Raw genomic sequence first — 26720 nt, 5'->3', positions numbered from 1 at the left:
GGCCTTTTAACAGGCGTATAATAGAGGTATAAAATCAAAGGAGTGATGATTGTGAAAATTGTAGGAATCCACGGAAGCCCCCGCCCGCAGGGCAACAGCACCGTACTGGTGGACGCGGTGCTTGAAGGCGCAAGGGAAAAGGGCGCAGAGGTTAAAGCCTTTAACCTGAACGCGCTGAATATCAAAGGCTGTCAGGCCTGCGGGGCCTGCCACAAAAATAAGGATATCTTCTGTGTTCAAAAGGATGACATGCATCCCATCTATGAAGCCATTGCCGACGCCGACGCGGTGGTCATCGGCTCGCCCATCTACATGGCACAGATGAGCGCCCAGACCATGCTGTTCTTAAACCGCCTCTACGCTTTTATGTATACCACCCAGGATGGAAAATCCCATTTTAAGATCGGGCCCAAACGTGTGGTGACGGTTTACTCACAGGGTGCGCCAATGGCCGGCCACTATGTCCCCTATTTTGACATGTCCGACGCTTCCTTTGGCATGATGCTTCAGGGCAAGGTGGAAAGCCGCATTGTCTGCGCCAACGCCTACACCGACGAGCTCATCGCCGATGCACGGGAGGCCGGTAAAAAGCTCGCTGAATAACTCACGTAAAAAAAGCTTATTCACCGTATGGTGGATAAGCTTTTTTGTCAGGATTCATCAATCCGGAACACTGTATATCCGCTGTCCTTTACGCTGAGCTTGAGTATCTCATCGTCAAAGGGCTTTTTCATCAAAACCTCTGCCTTCTTTTCTGTCAGATTTACCTTTGCCCAGACGCCATCCAGGCTGTTCAGGGCATTCTCTACATTGGCTGCGCAGTTGCCGCAGACCATTCCATCGATCCATAAAACCTTACGATAGGGGTAATGGCTCTTGTCCTTGTCCGGCACGCGGATCTTTTTGACAGTTCCGCCGCCGCCTGAGCCGCAGCAGCCAGATGAAACTCGTTTCATATAGCTGCGCACGCCCAGGATTACAATAACGGCAATGGCGATGCAGATCAGGATGGTGGCTGTCATGGTTTTGCCTTGGCAGCCGGCATGTTGATGTTCAGTGTATCGGATTCTTTATAGGGACGTACCATCAGGTAAATGATACCCGCCAGGAGCAAGGTGGCAATAACGGTCCAAACGGAGAAGCCGCCGCCTGTAAAGAGCAGGCCCAGACGGTAGATAATCAGTGAGATGACATAGGCAAAGCCTGTCTGGTAGCCAACAGCAAACCAGAACCATTTCGCATTGTTCATTTCACGCTTGATGGCGCCCATGGCTGCGAAACATGGTGCGCACAGCAGGTTGAATACCATGAAAGAGAACGCGGAGAGCGCAGTATAATGTGCCGCAACCGCAGTCCACAGAGTCGCGTCGGTTTCTGCAACCTCGCTGCCCACCTTAAACAGAATACCAAAGGTACCCACCACATTTTCCTTGGCCACAAGGCCGGTAACCGTCGCAACGGTTGACTGCCAGTCCCCAAAGCCGTTGGGAATAAAAATCCAGGCCAGGGCGGAGCCGATGGCGGCCAGAATACTGTCGCTCATATCGTCTACCATGCCAAAACTGCCATCTACCATGCCAAAGCTAGAGGTAAACCAGATAAAGACTGTGGACAGAAGAATAATGGTACCGGCTTTTTTAATAAAGGACCAGCCGCGTTCCCACATGCTGCGCAGCACATTAACGACAGTAGGCACATGGTACGCCGGAAGCTCGATGACAAAGGGCGCGGGCTCGCCGGCAAACATCCTGGTCTTTTTAAGCATAATGCCTGAGATGACAATGGCCGCGATTCCGATAAAGTAGGCACTTGGCGCTACCCACCACGCGCCGCCGAAAATCGCACCGGCAAACATGGCGATGATTGGCATCTTGGCGCTGCAGGGCACAAAGGTCGTGGTCATAATCGTCATACGGCGGTCGCGCTCATTTTCAATGGTACGCGATGCCATGATCCCCGGCACGCCGCAGCCGCTGCCGATAAGCATCGGGATAAAGGATTTACCGGATAAACCAAAGCGGCGGAAGATACGGTCCATAATAAAGGCAACACGCGCCATATAACCGCAGCCTTCCAAAATCGCCAGGAAGATAAACAACACTAAAATCTGAGGCACAAAGCCAAGAACCGCGCCAACACCAGCGACAATCCCGTCTAAGATCAGGCTCTGGAGCCAGCCGGCACAGCCTACCGCTTCCAGACCGTCTCCGATAAGCACCGGTATACCCGGTACCCAGACGCCGTAGTCTGCCGGGTCCGGCTCTTCTGCAGCTGCTGCTTCCTTAAAGTCATTGACCGTTACAGGAACGGTTTCTACCACTCCGCCTTCCTCATCGGTGATTTCAGCGTCGGCGGTCACACCAGCCGCGGCCTGTTCAAAGGCGGTAACGGCGCTTTCATCCGCTTCGCCTTCCTCTGCTTCCAAGGCTTCTGTCACCGCGTCAGTGCTGATTCCCTCGGCCTGGGCGGCTTCTAAAAAGGCGTCTATCTTCTGCGCCTGCACGTCATACTCGCCAGCGGCTTCTTCATACTGGGAAGTGCCGATGCCGAACAGATGCCAGCCGTCGCCAAAGACGCCGTCATTGGCCCAGTCTGTGGCCCAGGAGCCCACGGTGGTGACGGAAACATAGTAAACCAGGATCATGACCAGCGCAAATATCGGAAGCGCCAGGAAACGGTTGGTGACAACTTTATCAATTTTATCTGAGATGGAAAGCTGCCCCTTGTTTTTCTTCTTATAGCAGTCACCGATAATATTAGAAATATAATTATAGCGTTCATTGGTGATAATGCTTTCAGAATCGTCGTCCATGGAATCCTCAACCGCTGTGATAAGGGCTTCCACATCCGGCACGCTCTTCATCAGTCCGGAAATCTTATCATCCCGTTCAAAGAGCTTAATGGCAAAGAACCGCTTCTGTTCTTTTGGGATATCGTCTCCCAGCCTGGCTTCTATCTTGTCAAGCGCTTCCTCTACCTCCGGGTCAAACCGGTGTACCGGCGCGCTGATGGTATTTTTGCCTGCAATTTTAACTGCTTTTTCAACGGCTTCCTTCAGGCCCTTGCCCTTAAGCGCTGAAATTTCCACAACCTCACAGCCAAGATCCTTTGACAGGCGCCTGACATCAATCTTATCCCCGTTCTTTTCCACGAGGTCCATCATATTGACAGCGATGACTACCGGAATGCCCAGCTCTGTGATCTGTGTGGTCAGGTAAAGGTTACGCTCGATATTGGTTCCGTCGATAATATTAATGATGGCGTCGGGCCGTTCATTAATCAGGTAATTTCTGGCAACCACCTCTTCAAGCGTGTAAGGTGAAAGCGAGTAAATACCCGGCAAGTCCATGATAATGACGTCTTTGTTTCCTTTCAGCTTACCTTCTTTTTTCTCAACCGTAACACCAGGCCAGTTGCCGACATACTGGTTAGAGCCTGTGAGCGCGTTAAAAAGTGTCGTCTTGCCGCAATTGGGATTTCCTGCAAGCGCTATCTTTGTTGACATGATATCTCCTCCTTAATTTTATATTCTTAGCTAAGCCTTACTTTAACCGTCAACACCACAAAGGCTGTTAAGCCGGTAATTCCTTGGTTCTGTTTCACAACAAGTTTCGGGTAACTTATTTCACACAACCTAAAAAAGTTAGGTTAAGCTAATCACAATAATAGATTAGCATTCCCTAACTTTATTGTCAATAGTTTTTTTAAAAATACCCATGAGATAATCTTTACCGCTTTTTAATTTATACTCATTCTAATTTAAACCCATTTCATTCATCAGCTCAGGGGCAATTCTACATGAATATAGCCTGAGCTGTAATAAGGTAAAATGTTTAACCCGGTTTCCTGTGCCCTTGCCGCCAGATCGCCCACACCCATACCCGGGCAGTACAGATCCGCGGCCAGCCCCTTTTTGTGGAAGGACCAGCTTACACCGCCTACCTCCTCGTTGCGCGCCTCACACCGCACGCCAGAGGTAATGATGACTGGCCGCCCGCAGGCCATGCGCAGGGCCTCAATGCGTTCGAGAAGCTCGGGGTTCATTTCTGTGGGCCAGCCGTCACAGTAGCCCGCGCAGTCGCAGGCATATTCCCAAAGCCCAAAGTGCTCTGAGGCCATGGGCGGCTCCTCCGGCTCAGGGTCGGCCTCCTCCATGGGCGGCTCCTCCGGCTCCGCTGCTGCCGGCTCACCAGTCGGAGACGGCTCTGGGCCCATCTCCGGCATTTTCGGGAAGCTTGCCAGAAACACACCGCTTGTCACAACGACCAGCACAGCGACCAGTGTGATAAAAATACGTTTATAAAATTTTTTCATATAATCCCGCTCCTCTCCTTGTGTAAAGTTGAAAGTGGAAAGTGGAAGGTTTATGTCCCCTTTGGCTAACGCCAAAGCCATTAAAAAAACGGCCGCAGGCCGCACCCAATCAAATCAGCCAAAGGCTGATTTGCACCGGAACTTTCCACTATCCACTTTCAACCTTCAACTAAACAGTCCTCTTTTTAACACTTTATCTCTTACTGATCTCCTTTATCGATACTTTAAAAAGGGGCTTTCGCCCCTTTTTTACTCCACTGCCACGTCGGTTTTGGTGGTGTCGATTTTTACAGCGCCCACGACCTTGGCCAGGGCGAAGCCGTCGGGCTCAAAGGCTCCCTGATCCACAATGGCCTGGGCCCCGGCCTTGATCTCGGCGTCGGTGATGCCCTCTTTGTAATCTGGTATGGTGATTTTGTGGTCCTTTCCGTCTGTACGCTGGAATGTGATGGTTAAATCTTTGTTGGTTGTTGGCATTTTTTTGTCTCCTTCTTATTTTTAATTTTGATGCCTGTCTGCGGCACGACGAGGGCGTCGTGCCCTACGTTTTTTAATGGAAAATTGAGAATGCAGAATGGAGAATTTTGGAACAAAATCGCTATGCGATTTTGATAATAATCAAACCGGCTAGGCCGGTTTGGTCCTTTAATTCTCAATTCTCAATTCTTCATTCTCCATTGTTGAAATCGCTATGCTACTTCCATTAATTCCTCCGCCGTCACCTTCACCTGCTTTTCCCGGATGGGCTCCTGCATGCCGGTAATGGCTTTGGCGGTGGCCACAAAGGCATCGTCGGTCACGTTTTCCTTGATGTCGCCGTAGGTTTTTGAAGTCTTGACGATTTTCCCCTCCCGCTCTCCATGGTTGACGGTGATTTTCATTCCTACCGATTCCGTTGTTTTTTCAACTGCCATGTTCATTTCTCCTTTTTGGTTTCTATTTTTGTGTGGCATTTTGCCTTACACTCTATACATACCGGATTTTTGAAAAACGGCAGGGTATTATTCAAAAAACTTTTTTAATTTTTTCAGGGCGGCCGTATGTGTTTCACATACCGACTGATGTGCTTTTCCCTGTTTATCCGCGATCTCCCGAAGGCTCAATCCCGATGTGTAATGGTCGTTGATCACCTCCCTTTGCTTGATGGTCAGCCGTGAAAGGCCCTTTGCCAGTTTCCTTTGATTGCTTTCGTTTTCCTTCTTCCAGATAAAACAGTTCTCGGGGCCGGGGGCTTCATCTGCCAGCGTGTCCGCAAAAGTAAACCCTTGCGTTCCTGGTGCTTTGTCGTCAAGCCGCTTCTTGGCCGTCACCGACAGATTAAAGCGTCCACTTTTCCATTTTCTGTAATACTGACACAGATGGGTGCGTATAAAAGCATTAAAAGCAGCACCACGCTCAGGATCAAAGCGCTCCAATCCCTTCATGAAGGCCAGAAGACCGTCCTGAAATCCATCCTCGAACTGCTCATCCGGCACCTGAAACTTGCTCATCACAGACAACACCAGGGGCTTAAAGGTTATGATAAGCATTTCTCCCGCCACCTTTGCATTTTCCCGTTCTGGGCTGTTTTTCGGATATTCCTGCCCCTTTTTATAGGCTTCGACCAAATCGTCGATCTCTTTGTATTGATTCATATACGCCTCCTATTCATCCTCATAAAGGTCCGTCATGCTCAGTACAATCTCCGGGTGCCTGTCCTCCACAGCCTGGCAGTACTCGCCAAATAAATCTTCCGCTTCTTCCACAGTCCGGGCATAAAAGCCCACCTGCACGCGGCATTCCGCTTCTACCAGATAGGCCCGGCGCTTGTGCAAAAGGCCAGGGCCTGTGCCATATCGATTCATGTTGTCACCTCCGTAAATTTTTAATCTCCAGCTGTTTCTTCTCCCGTGACTCCCAGATCGCGTAAAAAGCCGCTACGTCATTATCCGGGTATCTGGCACGGATCGCTGCCTTCTCTTCCTCGGAAATCTCAGGAAGCAGATTGAAGCCGTTGGGTGACGGCGCGTCCTCAGGAATACTACCAGATAGAAAAGCTTGTTTATTGTTTAAAGAATTTATGTACGTTCCCGCTCCAGGTGCGGGCGAGGTGTCCGCACAGTTCCAAACCTGGGTGCGCGCGCACCCCTTTTCCGAAACAATCCAGATGGTTTCAAGCCCCTTGTTAAAAGGGTTTAGGCGGTAAACCCCCGCCTTCTGGGCAGGGTGCTTTTCATACTGCACCCGCCCGGTGCGGATCAGCTGTTCTCTGAGGTGCACCACCTGATAGTGCTTTTTGAGCCCCAGAAACCGCATGACCACTGTGTTGGGCAGGTTAAAGGCCACAGGCCAGTACCAATCCCCCAGCTCGTCCCGGACAGCGGCCCTGTTGTTGGCCCACATGAGCAGATGCCAGTAGGCCTGCTGGACCGGGCTGATGAGCGCGGTCTCCAGCCATTTATAAAAGGCCAGAAGCTCAGTCAGATAATTCATTGCCGCCTCCGAAGGCCTTTGAGGCGCAGACCGCGCACATTGTCAGCCCACATGGCCAGGGATACCGCGGCTTTATCCCCCGGAGCGCGGGCAGGATCACCCCGGTGATATATCCCTTAAAAAACACAGCGGCGTGCAGTTTTCCACCGAGGATAAGCGCATCCAGTCCTCTTTCATTCACCACCAGCATTTTCTGACGGTGATTGTTAGCGTCGCGGATTTCCCGCTTTGCCACATCCTCACTGCGCACGTGGGTTTGGAGCGCCCCGCAGTGCCCCTTATAGCCCAAGGCTCTGCAGACATCCTTTACCACAAACCACTCTTGCCGTCCGTCCCCGGTTCTCAGCATCTGCTTTTTGAGTGTGATGAGCCGGTCCATGGCTTTGCCCACAAGCTCCCAGTCCGCATCATACATGATACATTTCTGAATCTCACGAATCTCCAGCTCAATGGCTTTGTTGTGCGCCTTCACATCCACGGTTTCCACCAGGGCGCGAATACTGCCAAACAGAGAATCTTCAAAACAGTTCATCTCTACGGTAGTGTACTTATTCATGGCTTTCTCCTTTTTCAATCAATACAAAATACGTGTCCGACCAGGGGCCGCGAAGGCAGTACACCCAGCGCTTCATGTCCATGGAATCGGTGAGGAAGGCCTGATCGGTGACCGCCCTCAGCCCCGGATTTTTAAAGGCCTCAATATCCAGTCTGGAAAGCGGCGTCTCGCCCTCAGACTCAATCTCGCCCTGGGCGCACAGATGGGTGCTGCCATCCGGAAAGATGCATTCCTTTACCGGCCGCCCTTCACAGATCGCGTCAAAAATGTGCATCGGATGGGCGCTGTTGCCCAGCTTTACCCTGCAGATCTGCCCGAGCTCTGCCGCCAGGGCTTTGGCCCTTAAATTTTCCGGTGTCTCGCAGGGCTGATAACCGCCCTCCATGGGAAAAAAGGGATTGTCGCAGTGGTAAACCAGGGGCATCTCATCGGTTAAATCCGCCATACTCGAGACGCCCAGCGCCTTAAAATAATCCGGCACCGGATAATAGCTCAAATCCTTCCGCGCTCTTACACGCTCCATTCCCTTTATGTCCGCAGGCTTCTTAAGGTTTTTGGTCTGATCCATTTCAGTCCTCCTGATTTGTGATTCACCGCCGTTTAACGGGGTGTTAAGGTTATTCTAAAGCATTTGGACGGTACAAATCAAAAGCGCTCCAGCTTGAAAATCCCCTCAAAAAAACAAAAAAGCCCCAGAAATTGAGACTTTTTTGTACCCGAATGAGATAAAATAGCTAAATCCTCTTTGTCACAGGCTAAAAACTTACGCCAAAGGGTTTTTGAAAAAACTTCTAAACCTTAAAAACCAAAGGCCCTGTAAAACTGATCATGACACTGTCCAAACAAAGCGCAGCTGCAGCAGGCAGCGTTGTTGGCCAGACTGAAGCTGCGTCCGTTTTTAAGCAGCTCTTTTACAAAAAGTGCCCGGCAAAGCCGCATCAGCTCCAGAATTTTATCCCGGATCAAGCTTGAAGGACAGCAGTAGCCAACCGCCAGTCCACTTAGTGACACCAACATTTTTTCCTCGCTCAAATGGATAAAAAAATGACGGCAGAGAAAACTGATTCCTCTGCCGCCATCAGGAAGCTTTGTCACAACGGGTAAAAGCTGAAGCGCTTCACCCAAAATGATTGGAAAGTGCCGCCTGTAACCAAATCGTTTTTGATTGTTTTTACGACACTGCTTCATGTCCTTGTCAAAATACCGGCCCACAGCGTCCACCACAAAATGCGGCGACCGCGGCCACAAAAGCACCGTCTCATCTGCGAATACAATGGCCGTCATGGGCTGGGCCGGCGTTCCCCGGTTCATAAACGCCACGGGCGCGCCGCGCTCTAAATCCGAAAAAAACTCCGCCACCTTGGCCCGCGTCAGCCGCGGGTATTCACCCTCATAGGCCCTGACGGCGTTATCGTAGTTGATGAAATGGTACTGTTCGTCTGCTTTCATTTGCAGTTCCTTTCCGCGATTACGATGGTAATCGTTTTACATTTATTTTAAAATGATGGGATGGGTGGTCCCATATTTTAAGCGGGTGGTGGTGGACTGATATGCAATACACCCAGCTATTGCATATCAGTAAGTTTTATTTAAAAACCATCTTTATTAATCTCTAGAAAAAATATCTCGTGTATATACTTTTTCTTTTACATCATCCAACTCACAGTCATAGCGATTGGCAATAATTGCGTTTGACTTCTTTTTAAATGCTGCTAAATCATTTATTACATCTGAACCAAAAAAACGCACACCATCATCTAATGTTGGTTCGTAGATAATTACTGTGGCACCTTTTGCCTTTATACGCTTCATAACACCCTGAATCGAGCTTTGACGGAAATTGTCAGAGTTGGATTTCATGGTGAGACGGTAGACGCCAATGACAATTGGGATTTCCATACCTTGTCTCCATTCATTTTTCGAACTATGTCCATAATATCCAGCCATTCTTAATACCTGTTCTGCAATAAAGTCTTTTCTTGTTCGATTGCTCTCCACAATCGCTGTCATCATATTTTGTGGGATATCTTGATAATTCGCCAACAATTGTTTTGTATCTTTTGGTAAACAGTAACCACCATAACCAAAAGATGGGTTATTATAATGATTGCCTATTCTCGGATCAAGGCACACACCATTAATGATTGCCTTTGTATCTAAACCTTTTATATCCGCATAAGTATCTAATTCATTAAAGTAAGAAACACGTAAAGCTAGATAAGTATTAGCAAAAAGCTTTACTGCTTCTGCCTCAGTAAAGTCCGTAAATAATGTATTGATCTTTTCTTTAATTGCCCCTTCCTTAAGCAATATTGCAAAATCCTTCGCCGCCTTAACCAGACGTTTATCACTTAAATCCGTACCAACAATGATGCGTGAAGGAAATAAGTTATCGTATAAGGCTTTTGATTCACGCAAAAATTCTGGACTAAACAAAATGTTTTTACAATTCATCTTTTCACGAATTCTTGACGTATATCCAACAGGAACAGTTGATTTAATAACTATAATTGCATTTGAATTTACTGCTATTATCTGCTCAATCACTGCTTCAACAGCTGATGTGTCAAAAAAGTTTTTTTCTGAATCATAGTTTGTGGGTACTGCGATTATTACAAAGTTAGCTTCCTTATATGCCCCTTTAGCATCTAATGTAGCTGTTAAATTTAATTTTTCTGTTGCTAAATACTCCTGAATTTCTCTATCTTGAATCGGAGACTTTCGGCTATTGATTAAATCTACTTTTTCTTTGATAATATCCACTGCTGTTACCTTGTGGTTTTGTGATAATAAGATAGAGATTGATAAGCCAACATAGCCCATGCCAGCTACTGTAATTTTAACATCCTGAAAAACTTTCATAACATTTCATACTCCTCAAATATATTGATATAACGATATTTTTAACGAAAATATCATCTCTATTATTAATCTTACTTATTTTTAATAATATTTTTTATTATCTCTTAAATTTCTGACGCATTATCTTTACACTATACTTTAATGTGTCATAATCCAAAGCAATGATAATAAACAAGCATAAAACTCCAAGTAAATAAGATATAATCGATTCTGTCGCTGTAGTTATATATGTAATTACAAACAATAACGAAAACTGAACAAGTAATCTTTTATAGTCTGCAATTGGCCCAATTCTTTTTGTAACGTCAACTATTCTTAATGTCGTTATTATCACATAACTGATTACGGTAGCAACGGCGGCTCCAATTCCTCCATACACAGGAATCAGTACAAAATTAAGAATTATGTTAATTCCTGCACCAATCAAAGTTGAAAGCATTAAAACAAAATTTTTTTTTAATGCATTGTAAAAGGTGCCAAAAAAAGTTGAATAGCATCCTAACGTAGCTGCCAATATCAAAATTGGAACAAATCTCCACGCATTATAAAAATTGTCTTTTAAAAGGATTTTACAAACAACTCTATTTAGAAATAATAATGCAGAACACGCCATTAAACATCCAAATGAATATATCTTGAACACTTTATTGAAAAAAACTTGCCTATCAATATTCTCTATCTCTTTTGCAGTAGAGTACTGCCATGCTTGTTGAAAAATAGCTGAAAAAAGGTTAATCATAGCAGGCAATTTACTAGCAGCCGTGTATAAACCTGTTAGCCCTGCCCCCCAAAAAAACATAATAATATACCTGTCCGAGATATTGTTTATCCACCACGATAACATATTTGGTATATTAGGCGCACTATATCTAATCATCTCATTACGTAGTTTCTTATCCTTATACGTCAATGATATATACCGATATTCTTTTGAAGCAAAAAATGCAACAATTCCAGAAACTCCATATCCAATAGTGAATGATGCTAAATAGGCTCTAACACCACCGTTCATCCATACTAGAAGGAGAATATTAGAAAGAACTAATACCAACGAATTAATTACTCCATACAACGCATATCTTTTTACATGTCCAAGTCCTCTTGAAAATTGCGTTACTAGTTTATAAAAGGTCGTGGCCAGATATAAAAAAAAGAAAGAGAATGCATATCCATAATTAAAGATATGTTTTAATAGTACACAGACTAAAAGTACTACTATATCACCATATAATACAATGCGAATGGAATTTGCAAAGATAGCTTTATAATTAGCATTTTTTTCTATAGAAAATCTATACAAGGCTTCAATGACACATAATGTACCTATCGGAAGTATAATTTCTATTGCGCTATTTAGCAGTTCTGAAACACCATATTGTTCTGTAGTTAGTACAGCTGTATATAAAGGCATCAAGAAAAAAGATATTACCTTTACAAGGACATTCCCTATAGCAAATACTACCGTATTCGATAGTAACGTTACATATTTATTACTATTCCCCATTGATAAATTGCCTTTTCCATTCTCTAATTAAATCGAAATCTATTCCCAAAATTTTAGTTGTCCAATCTGCCTTTATTTTATTTTCCAATAACTCTGGAATTAGTTTTCTTTCAATACATTCAAAAGAGTAGCTCCTATTCATTTCGATAGCTCTGTAATCAATCGCAATAATAATAGATCTTTTTTGATGTTGCAATGCAAAAATCCCACCGTGAAGTCGATTGCCCACATAATCAATATCTTCTTCTATCAAAATATTTTTGTAGCTTTCTAAATTAGGAGATATTATTTTAACTATTTTGTTTATGTTTAAAGAGTAAAAATATTCTATATCTTTTATACATTGAGGCCAAAAATAACATGTTTCATAATTATCACAAAGAATTTCAATCATTTTTTTATCATTTTCTCTATCTTTTAAATAATATGTTAATGTAAACACAACATTTTTTGCTTTAGATTTCGGAATATTTCGACAGTGTTCTTCATTAAGCCCCCACAAAGTGGGACAACCAGTATTAACAGCTTTAAAACCAAGCTGTTTCAAAAAATTTGCAGTTTTATCATCACGCGTGCTGTGCACATAGTCATGAGAAAGCACTCTATTATAAAGTTTTTTTGTATACAAATTTATACTTTTGCTGTTAACTCCAACCCCAACTCCTAAACATATAGTACCTTTTGCTAATTTATAATTTACTAAATTAATATTCCAAGTAGGAAGTGGTCTTAACATATTAGTGTACAAGGCATTTGTTCCACATAAAAATTTAAAATCACCATTCTGAATAACACTTAATTTTTTTTTATAAATAACAGACTGAATTTTTGTATACATAGGTGTATGTGACGCTAATCTAATGATATAATTTTCATCAAACAATTCCTTCCAATTACTTTTAATCGATGTGTTGATTATTTCATCGCCTTGATTTAACGAACCAATAGATGTGTCTAATAAAATAATATTTTTCATATTTTAACCCCATCCTTTTTTATGATTTTGGCCGGTACGCCAATGACTACACAATTATCTGGTATATCATGAACCACTACCGCACCAGCACCTATTTGAACATTATCACCAATAATAACTGGTCCAATAATAGACGCACCAGCACCTACCATTATATTGTTACCAATTTTAGGTAGAGTTGCGAATCCACTTCTTCCACCTATTGTCACATTTTGCTCAATTATACAATTCTTACCAATCACAGCATCTTGATGTATTACAATACCTAAGGCATGGTGCGGAAATACTGTTCCCGTACCAATCTGAGTTTTATAAGGAATATCACATGCAAAAATAACTCGCATGAGTCCTCTAAAAAAAAATGCCATAAAAGAAATATGATGTTTCCACATAAATCTAGCGATTTTATAAAACGCATAAACAGGGTCCATCTTTACCTCCTTGCTTTTCATCTGAAATGATATGGAAATAAACCATACCAGTTACTTCTAAATATTAAAAAAATCGTAATATATATAAATGATAAAAAAATTACCATAAAATTCGCAAATATTCGCTTATTCTTTTTAAAGGATCCTATAGTATTAGAAATTGTTATTATGAATCCTAAGCAAAAGAAATTTTCAAATCTATCTAACATGTTAAATGAAATAGACATTGCTGCTACAATACAGTCCAGCAACATTAGCTGGAAAAAAACATTTTTCTCATTGTTAAAATTTTTGAAATCTTTGAAACCATCTAAAAGCCATATAAACACTACAATTCCTATTCTAATTATAAAAAACAGAAAACTAGCGCTACGTGCCCCACCTTCTGCATAACTTGTATTAAAATAGTGCGCATAGTATGGAAACAAATACTGAACGATTTGGGTGATATAGCCAAGCGCAATCAATGCAATTCCAATAATCCCAATCCACTTGACAACATCGCTTGCTTTTTGGAAATCTGTTTTGGGTGAAAAATATAGTAATAGTAATACAATAGACATTGTTTGAAATAATGATGCTACAACTACTAGACTAAAGTATTTTATCGCTTTCCTTTCTATTAAGTAATCGACAGCAAACAGAAAAATAGCTACCGAAATACACTGTCGTGTAATATTCATCACATCATAAAACATTGAAAAAGTAAAACTCAGTATAATAACGTTACTAACAGAAACCGCATATTTCCTAATAAATCTCAACACAGAAATAAGATAAAAAGACGCAACAATAGCCAAAACAACAGAGAAATTCGATGTTACTTTTCCTACTAAATAGTTTAAAACCACATATCCTATTTCATATCTCGTAAAGTTTATCGCTTGCGTTAAAGAACTCTTTAATCTGATCAATTCAAAAACTCGATAATACTCTTGTGTATCATTTCCAATATCTATTGCTCTAAAAGTTGCTAGAATAAAAAAAATAATAAAAACAAACGCTATGTAGAATTTTTTGCTTATTTTATTATTAGGGTTATACAATAGACTAAGTAAAATTAAAACACCAAATATACAATAATGCAGCCACATGACATCACCTTAGTATTAATTCAAAATATTTTGATTCAAGTTTTTCAGATTCAACTTCAATGTTAAAACCGTGTGAAGTAATTGCTTCTAACGCTTTTTCTTTATTTCTTTGGTTATTCTTATACATTTTAATTGTTTTTTCTGCCCATATATTTGCATCGTCTGTCAGTTTTAAAAACTTAAATTGCCTTATTCCAGCTTCTTCAGTAATCTCAGTAGACATTATAATCGGCAGACTTGAACATTGTGCTTCAACGCCCACCATAGGCAACCCTTCGAATAATGATGGTAAAATAAATATATCCATTGCTTGATAAAGATCATTTACATCCGAACGTTTTCCTAAAAAAACAACTTTATCCTCAATTTTCAACAATTTTACCTTTTCTACTATATCTTGAAATAATGGGCCATCACCAATAAGTAGCAAAACACTATTTTTATTTTTTTTAAGGATCTCTTTAAAAATTTCTAATAAAAATGTATGATTTTTTTGGTTCACAAATGCACCTACATGTCCAACAACAAATTTATCTTTTATGTTCATTTTTTTTCTAATCTCTGCTCTTTTTTCTTCTGAAAACCGAAAATTTGTTGTAATAATAGCGTTATTCATTACATAAAACTTTTTTCCACAAAACATGAACTTACCAGCAGCTTGCGAACAGGCAAATAAAGCATCTGCATATTTATAAATGTTATGACATAACAATGAATTCCTTATTGTGCTTATCTTTCTGTCTGAATAATTTGTAGCATGGCTATGGATAATAACACACTTAACGCCGTTTTTTTTTAAAACATTATACATAAATCGTGCAAATATAGAATCGTGAATGTGCACTATATCATACTCATTTTGATGCAATTTCAAGAAATTTTTTAATTGTTTTCTAAAAAGCACAACATTTTTAGGGTCACAAATAGCATAAACCCTTCCACCTAATTTTTTGATTTCATCTTTGTATGAAATATCTGAATCTCTAAAATATAAAAAATCAAATTGAATAGCATCCTTATTGATCGTTTTGTAATAATTCATTATTACACTTAATACACCACTATTTTTAGATATATTTGAGTTGAAATGCAATATTTTCATGTTTTTATTTTCTCTCATAATGTATTTTTATATTTTTAGGAAGATGTAATAACTCTCCCCATTCAACATCATATTCTTTCGGATCAATAGGCATCATCGCAGCAGCTGGAGTAAAAGTTAATTCAGCAAATTTGTACGAGTTATCCATTTTAAAAAAGTCAACACGTACAAATGGAAAATCTTTTGAAAGAACTTTTGAAGTTTCAACCATTTCCGGCAAACAGGTTGGCATTTCAATATTTCCAATATCTTTATAATCATCCCTGATTAGAGGTATTTTTTTGCCATCTAACGTAAAGAATCCCATCTCTGCCTGGCGGTCATGAATCAAATCTGAAGACACATAAAAAAATTGCGGTTCTCCATTAAAACAAAAGAATTTGTAATCAAAGATTATATCACCTAAATACTCCTCGCAAATAATACGTCTAGGTTTAATCTTGCCATAGTGTAGTTCTACATTAAATGCCGCAAAATCTTCTTTTAGCCATTTACTCAGTTTGTTTTCCGCATCTTTTCTATTAAATGTACTCTTATCTTTGCAAAGAATGTTGTAGGCACACCCATGTGTACATTTAAGCACAAATCTTTGAGGGAGTTTATCCCAATCAATATCTTCCACTCGCTCCCAGACACCAATTAAATTTGTCAACGACGCTCCGTATCCCTTACTTTCAATATAACTCCGCACTTGATATTTATCTGTACACTGAATGACTAACGGATTATTTGGATAGTAATATAATTTAAGCCATTGTAATTTTTCGTTTAATGTTTTTGGAGATTTTATATCTATATTTTGATGTATGACAATTCTACAATATAACTTTGAAAGCATCTCATTTGGTAAAAGAATATAAGCTAACTGTTGAATTTTTCTTCTTGCCTTATATAAAAAACAATCTCTATCCATAGTACCACCACACTTTCTATACTTTCATTCGAAATATCAAATGATAAATTTAACTTTATTTTTAGATTAAAATCAAATATCTTTTACTTTATCTTCAACATTTTAATTACACACCAATAAATAACATGAAATATTGACCTAAAAATTCCTAAATGTTCTACATTGCGATAAAGGCACCAATGGTATTTAATTAAGTTGAATTTATTGCTTGAAATCGAATTTTGTCGCACTCGATATTTCATCAAAATTTCATCAATGCCATAGATGTACTTTTCTTTCTTTAGCATTTGAAGCCACAACGCATCATCATTTCTTTTCTTTATATCAGGAACTTCAAATTTTCCCATAATTCTAATATCATACATAACCGTAGAGTTCCCCACCGGACAATCCAGAAGCAGTCGATTATAGCTTGTCTTGGGAATAACCTTGATGACTTTCCCTATCAATTCGCTTTTTTCATCAATTTGCTCATATTTTGTACAGGTAAATGCATATCCATTCCTTTTCATATATGCAATCTGCTTTTCAAGTTTTTGAGAATACCATAAATCATCGCTGTCCAGAAACGCCATGTACTCCCCTTTTGCAAGTTTCATAGAAACTGTTCTGGCTACTGCTGCACCAGCGTTTTGTTTTAACTTATGGTATTGTATTCTATCATCTTTTTTTAAGTAAGTTGCAACAATTTCTTCCGTGTTATCTGTAGAACAGTCATCTACAATAATCATTTCCCAGTTTTGGTATGTCTGAGCCAATACAGATTCAATTGTCTCGGTTATAAATTTTCCACAATTATATGTAGGTGTTATGATTGATACTAATTCTTGCTTTTCTGTATTATTCATTCTTGCTAATTTCCTCGCCTTTATCTTCGTGAGCTATGTTCTCAATATCATCTTTTTTAAGTACTGCCAATATTGTCTTAAACATCGTACACAGCTCGTCCAAAAGACTAAATCTGTCTAAACTTTCCAAGTTATACTTCATCTTCATAGGAAGCACTTTAGTCACATATACATTGTCTACATTATCCGCGGTTTCTAATATTCTATCTTCATCTTTAAACTGAATACTTGCTTCTGATGTGATTCCGGCAGGTAATAGCAATGTGGCCATCATTTCTGGAGTATAGTCTTTTACATACTTTACAACCTCTGGTCTTGTTCCAACAAAGCTCATATCACCAAACAAAATGTCAATAAGCTGTGGTATCTCATCTAACCGATATTTTCGTAGTTTTATTCCGACTTTAGTCACGCGTATATCGTTTTTTATCGTTACCTGGGAGCCTTTGTTTTCAGCGTTTGAAACCATTGTCCGAAATTTATGAATATAAAATATTCGACCATACTGTGTTACACGCTTCTGTCGAAAAAAAACACCCCCTTTTGAATCTCTAGCGATTGCAAAGGATAAAATGATGAAAACCGGTGAAAGGATGATTAACAATAAAAATGAAATAATCAAGTCAAATCCTCTTTTCAGAAATAAGCTAAATATCTTCTTTTTTAAATTGTCATAATAAGGACGAACAGCATCGGTTTTCATATTTTCTGGCAAATCATCCCACTTTTTTAAGACCATCATGCTCAATTTTTCCTAATATTTCTTGAATTTGTTTTGTCACATAGTCTACTTCCTCATCGCTCAGACAGGTATGCAGCGGTAAGGTGATTTCATTTTTATACATGGTATAGGCCCAAGGATACTGCTTCATGTCAAACCCCAGGTTTTTATAGGCGGTGTGCATGGGCAGTGGCTTATAGTGGACATTTGTGGCTATGCCTCGCTCTGCCAGCTCGGTGATCAGGGCGTTACGGTATTCGCTGTTTTTATCTTTTAACCGCAGGAGATAGAGATGGGCGCTGGAGTGTTTATCTTTGGTGTCATGGGGCATTGCTTCGACGGGCAGGTCTGCAAAGGCGTCGTTATATTTTTGAATGATTTCTTTTCGGCGTTTGATAATTGCGTTGTAGCGTTCGAGCTGTTTCAGGCCTAGAGCGGCCTGCAGGTCGGTCATATTGCATTTATAGCCGGGATAGATGATGTCGTATTCCCAGGCGCCTTTTTGTGTTTTTGCCAGGGCGTCTTTGGACTGCCCATGGAGGGACCAGAGCATGAACTGGTGATAAATATTTTTGTCGGCGATGCCTTCGATGGGGTTCCAGGTCACGGCTCCGCCTTCGGCGGTGGTCAGGTTTTTCACGGCATGGAAGGAGAAGGTGGTAAAGTCTGCAACTTCGCCGCTCATTCTGCCTTTGTACTGTGCTCCTAGGGAGTGGGCGCCGTCGGCGATGACGGCGACCCGGCCAATGGCTTTCTGAAGGTCGTTTTTTCCGGGCTTAAACAGGCTTCTTTTGGCTTTGACGGCTTCAAAGATTTCGTCGTAATCGCACATGACGCCGCCGATGTCCACGGGGATAACGGCTTTGGTTCGCCTGGTGATGGCTTTTTCGATGGCTTTGGGGTTGACGTGAAAAGCGTTCGGAGCGCTGTCTACCAGCACGAGCTTTGCCCCCACATGCGCCACCACGCTGGCGGAGGCGGTATAGGTGTAGGCGGGCACAATAACCTCATCGCCTGGGCCGATGCCGAGGATTCTCAGGGTCAGCTCCAGGGCGGTGGTGGCTGCACTGAGGCAGGCGGTCTTTTGGGTATGGCAGTATTCTGAAAGCTTTTCTTCAAAGGCCTTTGTTCGGGGGCCGGTGGTGATCCAGCCGGATTTAAGGACTGCGATGACTTCGTCAATATCTTCCTGGCGGATATCGGGTGGTGAAAATGGTATGTTCATTTCAAGATTTCCTTATGATTAAATTTAAAACTCGTAGCACTCATGATCATCATCGGATCCTTTAATCTTTACTTTCATCGCATTGTGTTTGCTTTCATTTATATATAAAGAACACAAACACAATGCGACGCGAAATAAAAACAGGCGGTGCTAAGCCTGTACTTTTGGCCTTATAGGCGAAAAGCACACCTCCGGCTTTCACCAAAGGATTTAATTTTATGTTTTATTTATTACTCATCTAAATATAGTAGTTAAAAAATTAAGACGCTTTTTCATAAAAGGTCTGATAAAAACTTTTCCCCAGATTTCTGGCGGTGTTTAATACGGTACTGCCCTGATGGCCGTTTTTGCAGACAAAGTTTCGTCCGCCGTAAAACTTCTGGCTGGAGTTTTGATACTCAGTATTGTACTTGGCAATGGTTTCTCCGCATTTGGCGCAGTGTTTTGCGCTATCGCGAAGGTTGCTCTGCTGTACCACGATACCGCACTGCCAGGCTTTGTACTTGACATCGTTGATGATCCGGCGGCCGATGAAGTCATAGACGCTGGTTTTTAAATAATGCTGTGTGCCTTTGGCAAAGGTATTGCCATAGTCGGGCATGACGATGATTTTGGCGTTATGGCTTTTGGCGTAGTCCACGATTTTTCTGGAAACTTCATGGGCGTAGTGATTGGTGACACGGGTTATTTTGTCATAATATTTTGCATTGGGGCGACCTGGTTGGTGGTCTTGCGGAACGATACCCGCTTCGGCTTGTCCATAAGACGACAAGCCTCGGGGGTAGACCCCGAGGGCGTCGTTCCCTACAGGTTGCGTTATAAGCCTGGGAGCCTTTTTCCCGGCAGTGCCGCGTTTGGTATACCCTAGAAGCTGCTTCCTACGGTGTGCCAGTGCTTTTCCACCTTTTATAAAATATGGATAGTCGGCACTACCGTCAGCTTGGATGGCGGTACAAACGGCCAGGGTATCGGAGCTGCTAAACGCAACGACTACAAAGCTTTCTCTTTGCTTGACGCGTTCTTTGGCAGTTCTTGTGTCCTCTACTTTTTCCTTTACAGGAATGTGGAGCATAACCTTTTTTCCTTTGATGACAATGGTTGGGCTCATGGTCTCGGCATTTTCCGGGAAGGGCCTTCCGGTGTAACGTTGTTTAACCCAGGCCCAAGCTTTGCCGGTATAGAGTTTAAGCATAATGCTTTTGTCGTCAAAATCCTTATACATGCCTTTGTAATAGAGCATAGATGCATGCAGCTTGCCTGGCGGTTTGGGTTTCCCTTTTTCTGTTTGACCCTTATGATTTTCTTCCCATGCTTTCAGTCGGCTGTCGTAGCTTCTGTACAGACTGATGGCCGCGTTGATGGCGGCGCGTCGAAAATACAGGGGCACTTTTTTATAGGGCAGTGGATTTTCCGGCTGGGTGCCGTTCCGCTGCGGGATGGTTTTTAGCTCCAGATGGCGCAGTAAATTCTGATTCGTGAGACTTAATGCCCGTGGGTTCTGGTCGAGCTGTTCATAATAGAAGGCCAGCACTGCGTCAAAAAGAGACTGGGTTTGCTTAAACCAGTCGAGATGCTTATAGCACAGCTGTAATTTATACGTCGTGATGGCGTACCCGGCACTCATAACTGACCTCACTTTTATTCGCAGACTATTGGTAGTCTGCGAGCAGGCCGCCTGAAATACCGTGAATAGTGATGCTGATCCAGAATCTGACCAGAGCTCTGACCAGATTAGAAAAACAAAATGGAAAAAACAATTTTTGGAAAAGCCGCATAAAGCCTTAATATATAAGGAAGAGCCCTGACCAGATTTTGACCAGGTTGCCAAAAAGTTAAAAAGTAAGATTATTTGGGTATAGAAATTGATTATTGTTAAATTTTAGACATAAAAGTGATTTTAAATAAAATTATTTAAAATTTTCAAAAAAGGGGTGCAATTTTAATGAGGGAATGTTATAATAAATCACGCAGTTGAAAAACAAATCATTTTCTTAAATGAAAAATCAAAAAAAGTTCGCAGACTACCAATAGTCTGCGAACTTTTTCTACTTCACCGCCACTCTCTGAATATCCTTCAATGACATCAAAAAAGCACGCCAAAGTTCCTTTTTATAAAGGTTTTAACGTGCTTTTATTTGTTACTAATTAATTTCCTTACTTCCCATACGCGTCCATCGCCTCATTCACCAAAGCGTCGGCGCGGTTGTTGAGCGCGTTATTGGCGTGGCCCTTGACCTTGGCGAAGCGGGCGTCATGGTAGTTGACCAGCTCGTCCAGCTCCATCCAGAGCTCCTTGTTTTTCAGGGGGCCTGCCTTACCGCGGCTCCAGTTTTTGGCCTTCCAGCCCGTAACCCAGTTCTGGTTGTAGGCGTTGACCACATAGGCGGAATCGCTGTGGATCACGACCTCACAGGGCTCTTTGAGCATTTTGAGGCCAGTAATGACTGCCAGCAGCTCCATCTGGTTGTTGGTCGTATTGGGGTAAGCTTTTTTGTATTCCTTGCGGATATTTTTTTCCGGGTAGATGAGGATACCGCCAATGGCGCCGATATTGTCACCGGCCTGTCCATTGCCGCGGCATCCCCCATCTGTGTACAGCTCGACATACTTCATGTTTATTTCACAACCAGGTTAAAGATTTTGCCTGGCACAAAGATTTCTTTCACGATATTTTTGCCTTCTACGTAGCTGCGGATATTTTCATGCTCAAGGGCGATGGCCTTGGCGGCTTCCTTGTCCGCGTCGGCGGGCAGGCTGATCTTACCGCGCACCTTGCCGTTAATCTGGACGGCCATCTCGATGACGTCGTCCACTGTTTTGGCTTCGTCATAAGCAGGCCACGGGCTGTCGTGCAGGCAGCCTTCCAGTCCGGCGATTTCCCAGAGCTCCTCGGTGATATGCGGCGCTACCGGGTACAGCAGCTGAAGATAGGTTTTAAACTCATCCTTTGTCACCTTGCCCACGCTGTTAAACTCGTTGAGCAGGGTCATCAGAGCCGCGATGGCCGTGTTGAATTTCATTTCTTCGTAGTCGCTGCTGACTTTTTTGATGGTTTTGTGCATCATGCCTTCCAGCTCTGGGCTATAGCCTGTTTCGTCTGTCACAATTTCCTGAAGCTTCCAGACACGGTCCAGGTAACGCTTGGCGCCCTTGGTGCCATTTTCGGACCATGGCGCGGGTTTTTCATAGTCCCCGATAAACATGACATAGGTTCTCAGGGTATCGGCGCCGTATTCGTCGATGATATCGTTGGGGTTGACGACGTTGCCCTTGGACTTGGACATTTTTTCACCGTCTGAGCCAAGGATCAGGCCCTGCATGGTTCGTTTTTTGTAAGGCTCAGCTGTGGGTACCACGCCGATATCATACAGGAATTTATGCCAGAAACGGGAGTAGAGCAGATGGCGCGTGACGTGTTCCATACCGCCGTTATACCAGTCGACAGGCATCCAGTATTTCATTTTGTCATAGTCGGCCAGCGCCTGGTCGTTTTTGTTGTCAAAATAGCGCAGGAAATACCAGCTGGAGCCGGCCCACTGCGGCATGGTGTCGGTTTCGCGCTTGGCCGGGCCGCCGCAGTGCGGACAGGTGGTGTTAACCCATTCAGGGATGCCGGCCAGCGGAGACTCGCCGGTGTCGGTGGGTTCATAGCTCTTGACCTTTGGCAGCTCTAAGGGCAGCTGGTCTTCCGGTACAGGGACCATGCCGCATTTCGGGCAGTGGACAATCGGAATCGGCTCACCCCAGTAGCGCTGGCGGTTAAAGGCCCAGTCCTTCATTTTATAGTTGATGGTCTTTTTGCCAAGGCCCTTTTCTTCCAGATATTCGATGGTTTTGGCAATGGCTTCCCTGACTTCCATTCCGTTTAAGAAGCCGGAGTTCACCATCTCGCCACTGGCCGTATCGGTATAGGCTTCCACGCTCACGTCGCCGCCCTTGATGACCTCGATGATGGGCAGCCCGAATTTCTTCGCGAATTCCCAGTCACGGGTATCATGGCCCGGAACCGCCATAATGGCGCCGGTGCCGTAGCCCATCATAACATAGTCTGCGATAAAAATGGGGACTTCTTCCCCGCTTAAGGGGTTGATGCCGCGGATACCCTCGATCATAACCCCGGTTTTTTCCTTGGCCAGCTGGACACGTTCGAATTCAGTCTTGCGCTTGGCGGCTTCCTGGTAATCCACAATGGCGTCCATGTTGGTGATGCGGTCCTGCATTTCCTCGATCAGCGGATGCTCAGGCGCGATGACCATAAAGGTCACGCCGAACAGGGTGTCGGGACGGGTGGTGAAAACACGGAGCTTCTGATCTGCGCCTGCGATGTCAAAATCGACCTCGGCGCCAATGGATTTACCGATCCAGTTTTCCTGTTCCAGGCGGATACGCGGCAGGTAATCCACATCGTCCAGGCCTGCCAGAAGCTTTTCGGCATACTCACGGATTTTCAGGAACCAAACGTCTTTTTCAAGCTGCACGACCTCGCTGCCGCAGATGGAGCATTTGCCCTCGCGGAAATCTTCATTGGCCAGTACGACCTTGCAGCCGCTGCAGAAATTGACATAGGTGCGGTCTCTGTAAACCAGACCGTGTTTAAAAAGCTGTAAGAATATCCACTGGGTCCACTTAAAATAGTTTGGATCGGTGGTGTCAATCTCGCAGTCCCAGTCAAAGGAGTACCCAATAGATTTCAGCTGCTGGGTAAATACCTTGATGTTTTCATCCGTAACTTCTCTCGGATGGCGGCCGGTCTTGATGGCGTAGTTCTCGGTCGGCAGGCCAAAGGCATCCCAGCCAATGGGGAATAAGACGTTAAAGCCCTCCATCCGGCGCTTTCTTGAAATGATTTCAAGGGATGTGTAGGCTCTTACGTGTCCAACGTGCAGCCCGGCTCCTGAGGGATACGGGAATTCTACCAGACCATAAAACTTTTCTTTATCCGAGTTCTGCTCGATTTTAAAGGTATCGTGGTCTTCCCAGTATTTCTGCCATTTTTTCTCAATTTTATGATGGTCGTATATCTTCATGGGTTCCTCCAAATTAATAATCAAAATACTTTTATAAGTGCACCCTTAATTATAAACAAGGCAGAAAATACTGTCAACCTAAAGCCGCCGGAAAGGGCGTAATTATTTTAAAAATCTTCATACACTCTTCATAAAAACATGGTATACTAAGACGTATAAAATTTTTGAGGTGAACCATGTATCCATTATTGCGATTTAACAAACAGCAAATTCTTGAAAATACACAGACCGTTGTAAAGGCCGCTGCCGAAAAAAACATCAGCGTTACCGGCATTACCAAATGCACCGGCGGCAATTATGAGATTGCCGAAACCCTGCTGGCGGGCGGCGTTACAGCCCTTGGCGATTCCCGCGTCCAAAATCTCGTCACCCTCGCAGACCTTCATTGCCCCAAATGGCTGATCCGCATGCCCATGCTCTCCGAGGTTGAAGAAACCGTTCTGTACGCCACCCTTTCCCTAAACTCCGAGCTTAAAACAGTCCAGGCTCTGGACGCGGCGGCGGCCAGGCACCATAAAAAGCACGAGGTGCTGATCATGGTGGATCTGGGCGATCTGCGTGAGGGCTATTTCACAGAGGAATCCCTCTGCGCGGATATGGCGGAGATGCTGAAGCTTAAAAACATTGACATCCGGGGTATCGGCGCTAACCTGTCCTGCACTGGCGCCATCGTACCCACTGTGGAAACCTACGAGCGCTTTAACGATTTCCAGACCCTTCTTAAAAAACGTTTTGATCTGGACTGCGCCATTACCTCCGGCGGCGCCTCCAGCACCTATTTTATGGTGGAGGATGGCACCATTCCCTCCTGTATCAATAACCTGCGCATCGGCGAGCTGATCCTCATCGGAAACGATACCTCCAACAACATGCGCTATGAAAATCTTCACGACGACAATTTTATTCTGGATGTGGAGATTATCGAAATCAAGGATAAACCCTCCATGCCCATTGGCAAAATCGGCTGTGACGCCTATGGCTGCACCCCGGTATTTGAAGACCGCGGTATCCGCAGGCGGGCCATCTGCGCCCTGGGCAAGCAGGATACCACCATGGAGGATCTGACCCCGCTGGATAAAGACCTTGAGATCATCGCCTCGAGCTCAGACCACCTGATTGTGGATATCACCGAGTGCGGCCATGCTTACCAGGTCGGGGATATTGTGTCCTTCCGCTGCAATTACGTCAGCGCCCTTCACGCCTCCACCTCGGAATACATCTATAAATCTGCTTTTTAAGTGGAAGGTTGAAGGTGGAAAGTGGAAGGTTTTGGGACGCTTTAGCCAAGGCTCAAGCGATTTTAATTGCGGCCGCAGGCCGCATCCAATCAAATCTGCCTGTGGCAGATTTGCACCTGAACTTTCAACTATCCACTTTCAACTTTCAACTAGTGAATCCTCTTTTCAGGCTTTTCCTCTAATGTTAAAATTTTCCTTGCCCGTCTGGGCCATTTTTACTTTTTTGACCCCTTGTTTTTCCCCTGATTATGGTGTATGCTTGTGCTGTTGGGAAGCATTTATATCGTTGGAGGAAAAATGAAAAGCTTAAAAGGAAATTTGTTTATCATACTCTCGGCCTGTATCTTTGGTTTTACACCGATCATGGGAAAAATCACCTATCTTAACGGCAGCAATTCCATTATGCTGACCTTTCTGAGAACCTTTTTCTGTGTACCGGTTTTATGGATTATTTTAAAACAGCAGAAGGTGTCCTTTAAGCTTTCAAAACCACAGCTTAAACAGCTTCTGATCATCAGCTTTATCGGCTCTGCCGTCACCACGCTGATGCTGTACCAGTCCTACAATTATATTCCCGTGGGCACTGCCACCACCCTGCACTTTGTCTATCCGGTGTTCGTGGCTCTGGGAGCCATTCTAATCTTTAAGGAACACCTCACCAAGCCCAAGATCCTGGCCCTGGTCATCGCCACTGCCGGCATCAGCTTTTTTATGGGCGGCAAAATTGAGGGCGGACTGCTTGGCATTCTTTTAGCGCTGGTTTCCGGCCTGACCTACGCTTTCTACATCCTGTATCTGGATAAAAGCAGCCTTCTTACGCTGCACCCGCTCAAGCTGTCTTTTTACATCAATTTGTTTGTGGCCGGCTTTGTTTTTATCTACGGCCTGTTCACCGGCACCCTGACCCTTGCCATCACCCCTATGGGCTGGCTGCTCTCCTTTCTGGTGGCCATGCTCTGCGGCTTTCTGGGCATTACCCTGTTCCAGCTGGGCGTCAAGCTGTCCGGGGGCACCACAGCCGCCATCCTCAGCATGTTTGAGCCCATCACCAGCGTGGTCTGCGGCATCGCCTTTCTGGGCGAGCCCATTACGCTGAAAAGTGTGCTGGGCTGTGTGCTGATTCTGACCGGTGTCACCGTCCTCACCGTGTTTAAAGGGAAGGAGCCGGCTGAGACGCCTGATCTAAATTTAGAGTTTGCTGCCAGTGAGGAAATGGAAAATTGAAAATTTAAAATGGAAAATTCATGTACAAAAAGCCCCTGGCTTTTTGATTGAGAGGCGGCTTGCGCCGCATCTTAATCAAATTGCCAGAGGCTGTTTTTCTATCATTTGCCAGTTCACCTATGCATTTTATTGTCTGCGGCCACAGGTCGCTGTTTAAACCGCTTTTGCCAACGGCAAAAGGGTTCTGGAATTTTCCATTTTCAATCTTCAATT

Annotated in this window: 28 protein-coding genes; 3 read left to right on the top strand and 25 right to left on the bottom strand. The window is 43.6% G+C overall.

What is annotated here, in order from left to right; all coding sequences use genetic code 11:
* The first annotated feature begins 51 nt into the window (after positions 1-51).
* Complete coding sequence (locus DW091_RS04920; RefSeq protein WP_158501304.1) at positions 52-603, top strand: flavodoxin family protein; 552 nt, start codon at positions 52-54, stop codon at positions 601-603.
* Between the two features lie 47 nt (positions 604-650).
* Here the strand turns inward: DW091_RS04920 and DW091_RS04915 are convergent, their stop codons facing one another.
* From DW091_RS04915 to leuS, 24 genes are all read right to left on the bottom strand, one after another.
* On the bottom strand, positions 651-1022 hold the full coding sequence (locus tag DW091_RS04915) for a heavy metal-associated domain-containing protein (RefSeq protein WP_074617175.1): 372 nt from the start codon (positions 1020-1022) through the stop codon (positions 651-653).
* A complete protein-coding gene (locus tag DW091_RS04910) occupies positions 1019-3505 on the bottom strand; it encodes a ferrous iron transporter B (RefSeq protein WP_118517541.1) in 2487 nt (828 codons plus the stop codon). Before DW091_RS04910 ends, DW091_RS04915 begins: the two co-directional genes overlap by 4 nt.
* Positions 3506-3777: 272 nt before the next feature.
* On the bottom strand, positions 3778-4314 hold the full coding sequence (locus DW091_RS04905; RefSeq protein ID WP_096920635.1) for a D-Ala-D-Ala carboxypeptidase family metallohydrolase: 537 nt from the start codon (positions 4312-4314) through the stop codon (positions 3778-3780).
* A 249-nt stretch (positions 4315-4563) separates the two neighbouring features.
* On the bottom strand, positions 4564-4791 hold the full coding sequence (locus DW091_RS04900) for a DUF2922 domain-containing protein (RefSeq protein WP_096920634.1): 228 nt from the start codon (positions 4789-4791) through the stop codon (positions 4564-4566).
* A gap of 212 nt (positions 4792-5003) precedes the next feature.
* The gene (locus DW091_RS04895; protein WP_058693857.1) at positions 5004-5228 is read right to left on the bottom strand and encodes a hypothetical protein; all 225 of its coding nucleotides are present in this window, start codon (positions 5226-5228) and stop codon (positions 5004-5006) included.
* 87 nt (positions 5229-5315) lie between these two features.
* On the bottom strand, positions 5316-5948 hold the full coding sequence (locus DW091_RS04890) for a sigma-70 family RNA polymerase sigma factor (protein ID WP_096920464.1): 633 nt from the start codon (positions 5946-5948) through the stop codon (positions 5316-5318).
* A gap of 9 nt (positions 5949-5957) precedes the next feature.
* Positions 5958-6158, bottom strand: a complete 201-nt coding sequence (locus DW091_RS04885; RefSeq protein ID WP_074617577.1) for a hypothetical protein — start codon at positions 6156-6158, stop codon at positions 5958-5960.
* Between the two features lie 4 nt (positions 6159-6162).
* The gene (locus DW091_RS04880) at positions 6163-6786 is read right to left on the bottom strand and encodes a restriction endonuclease subunit S (protein WP_096920463.1); all 624 of its coding nucleotides are present in this window, start codon (positions 6784-6786) and stop codon (positions 6163-6165) included.
* Positions 6770-7342 carry a BRO family protein gene (locus tag DW091_RS04875; RefSeq protein ID WP_096920462.1) on the bottom strand — a complete coding sequence of 191 codons (573 nt, stop codon included), beginning with the start codon at positions 7340-7342 and terminating at the stop codon, positions 6770-6772. Before DW091_RS04875 ends, DW091_RS04880 begins: the two co-directional genes overlap by 17 nt.
* Positions 7335-7910: a hypothetical protein gene (locus tag DW091_RS04870; RefSeq protein ID WP_096920461.1), complete on the bottom strand. Its 576-nt coding sequence runs from the start codon at positions 7908-7910 to the stop codon at positions 7335-7337. The genes DW091_RS04875 and DW091_RS04870 overlap by 8 nt, the downstream gene beginning before the upstream one ends.
* A gap of 230 nt (positions 7911-8140) precedes the next feature.
* Positions 8141-8791 carry a hypothetical protein gene (locus DW091_RS04865; RefSeq protein WP_096920460.1) on the bottom strand — a complete coding sequence of 217 codons (651 nt, stop codon included), beginning with the start codon at positions 8789-8791 and terminating at the stop codon, positions 8141-8143.
* Positions 8792-8947: 156 nt separating this feature from the next.
* Positions 8948-10204, bottom strand: coding sequence for a nucleotide sugar dehydrogenase (locus tag DW091_RS04860; RefSeq protein ID WP_096920459.1), 1257 nt, complete (start codon positions 10202-10204; stop codon positions 8948-8950).
* Between the two features lie 97 nt (positions 10205-10301).
* Positions 10302-11708 carry a polysaccharide biosynthesis C-terminal domain-containing protein gene (locus DW091_RS04855; RefSeq protein ID WP_096920458.1) on the bottom strand — a complete coding sequence of 469 codons (1407 nt, stop codon included), beginning with the start codon at positions 11706-11708 and terminating at the stop codon, positions 10302-10304.
* On the bottom strand, positions 11698-12684 hold the full coding sequence (locus tag DW091_RS04850) for a polysaccharide pyruvyl transferase family protein (protein WP_096920457.1): 987 nt from the start codon (positions 12682-12684) through the stop codon (positions 11698-11700). The genes DW091_RS04855 and DW091_RS04850 overlap by 11 nt, the downstream gene beginning before the upstream one ends.
* The gene (locus DW091_RS20665; RefSeq protein ID WP_096920456.1) at positions 12681-13115 is read right to left on the bottom strand and encodes a serine O-acetyltransferase; all 435 of its coding nucleotides are present in this window, start codon (positions 13113-13115) and stop codon (positions 12681-12683) included. Before DW091_RS20665 ends, DW091_RS04850 begins: the two co-directional genes overlap by 4 nt.
* Before the next feature lie 17 nt (positions 13116-13132).
* Entirely contained in the window at positions 13133-14209 is a 1077-nt protein-coding gene (locus tag DW091_RS04840; protein WP_096920455.1) for an EpsG family protein, read from the bottom strand.
* A 4-nt stretch (positions 14210-14213) separates the two neighbouring features.
* The gene (locus DW091_RS04835) at positions 14214-15329 is read right to left on the bottom strand and encodes a glycosyltransferase (RefSeq protein ID WP_096920454.1); all 1116 of its coding nucleotides are present in this window, start codon (positions 15327-15329) and stop codon (positions 14214-14216) included.
* The gene (locus tag DW091_RS04830; protein WP_096920453.1) at positions 15316-16224 is read right to left on the bottom strand and encodes an ATP-grasp fold amidoligase family protein; all 909 of its coding nucleotides are present in this window, start codon (positions 16222-16224) and stop codon (positions 15316-15318) included. Before DW091_RS04830 ends, DW091_RS04835 begins: the two co-directional genes overlap by 14 nt.
* An 83-nt stretch (positions 16225-16307) precedes the next feature.
* Positions 16308-17072 carry a glycosyltransferase family 2 protein gene (locus tag DW091_RS04825; RefSeq protein ID WP_096920452.1) on the bottom strand — a complete coding sequence of 255 codons (765 nt, stop codon included), beginning with the start codon at positions 17070-17072 and terminating at the stop codon, positions 16308-16310.
* Complete coding sequence (locus DW091_RS04820) at positions 17065-17814, bottom strand: sugar transferase (protein WP_199678132.1); 750 nt, start codon at positions 17812-17814, stop codon at positions 17065-17067. The genes DW091_RS04825 and DW091_RS04820 overlap by 8 nt, the downstream gene beginning before the upstream one ends.
* Complete coding sequence (locus tag DW091_RS04815; RefSeq protein WP_118517540.1) at positions 17789-19018, bottom strand: DegT/DnrJ/EryC1/StrS family aminotransferase; 1230 nt, start codon at positions 19016-19018, stop codon at positions 17789-17791. The genes DW091_RS04820 and DW091_RS04815 overlap by 26 nt, the downstream gene beginning before the upstream one ends.
* Positions 19019-19277: 259 nt before the next feature.
* Positions 19278-20642, bottom strand: a complete 1365-nt coding sequence (locus tag DW091_RS04810; RefSeq protein ID WP_118517539.1) for a hypothetical protein — start codon at positions 20640-20642, stop codon at positions 19278-19280.
* Positions 20643-21172: 530 nt separating this feature from the next.
* Positions 21173-21631, bottom strand: a complete 459-nt coding sequence (locus DW091_RS04805; RefSeq protein ID WP_058693842.1) for a ribonuclease H — start codon at positions 21629-21631, stop codon at positions 21173-21175.
* Between the two features lie 2 nt (positions 21632-21633).
* Complete coding sequence (gene leuS, locus DW091_RS04800; protein ID WP_096920449.1) at positions 21634-24045, bottom strand: leucine--tRNA ligase; 2412 nt, start codon at positions 24043-24045, stop codon at positions 21634-21636.
* A 176-nt stretch (positions 24046-24221) separates the two neighbouring features.
* Here leuS and DW091_RS04795 point away from each other — a divergent pair, with 176 nt between their 5' ends.
* Together DW091_RS04795 and DW091_RS04790 are read left to right on the top strand one after the other, a co-directional pair.
* Positions 24222-25283 (top strand): alanine/ornithine racemase family PLP-dependent enzyme, encoded by a 1062-nt coding sequence (locus tag DW091_RS04795; RefSeq protein ID WP_118517538.1) that lies wholly within the window; start codon positions 24222-24224, stop codon positions 25281-25283.
* A 297-nt stretch (positions 25284-25580) separates the two neighbouring features.
* Complete coding sequence (locus DW091_RS04790) at positions 25581-26507, top strand: DMT family transporter (protein ID WP_118517537.1); 927 nt, start codon at positions 25581-25583, stop codon at positions 26505-26507.
* 4 nt (positions 26508-26511) lie between these two features.
* Here DW091_RS04790 and DW091_RS20020 read toward each other — a convergent pair whose 3' ends face one another.
* The gene (locus tag DW091_RS20020; protein ID WP_118517536.1) at positions 26512-26718 is read right to left on the bottom strand and encodes a hypothetical protein; all 207 of its coding nucleotides are present in this window, start codon (positions 26716-26718) and stop codon (positions 26512-26514) included.
* Positions 26719-26720 lie beyond the last annotated feature (2 nt).

The organism is Eubacterium sp. AM05-23 (assembly GCF_003477535.1).
GTDB lineage: Bacteria > Bacillota > Clostridia > Eubacteriales > Eubacteriaceae > Eubacterium > Eubacterium maltosivorans.
This window is presented reverse-complemented; position numbering and strand designations above follow the sequence as displayed.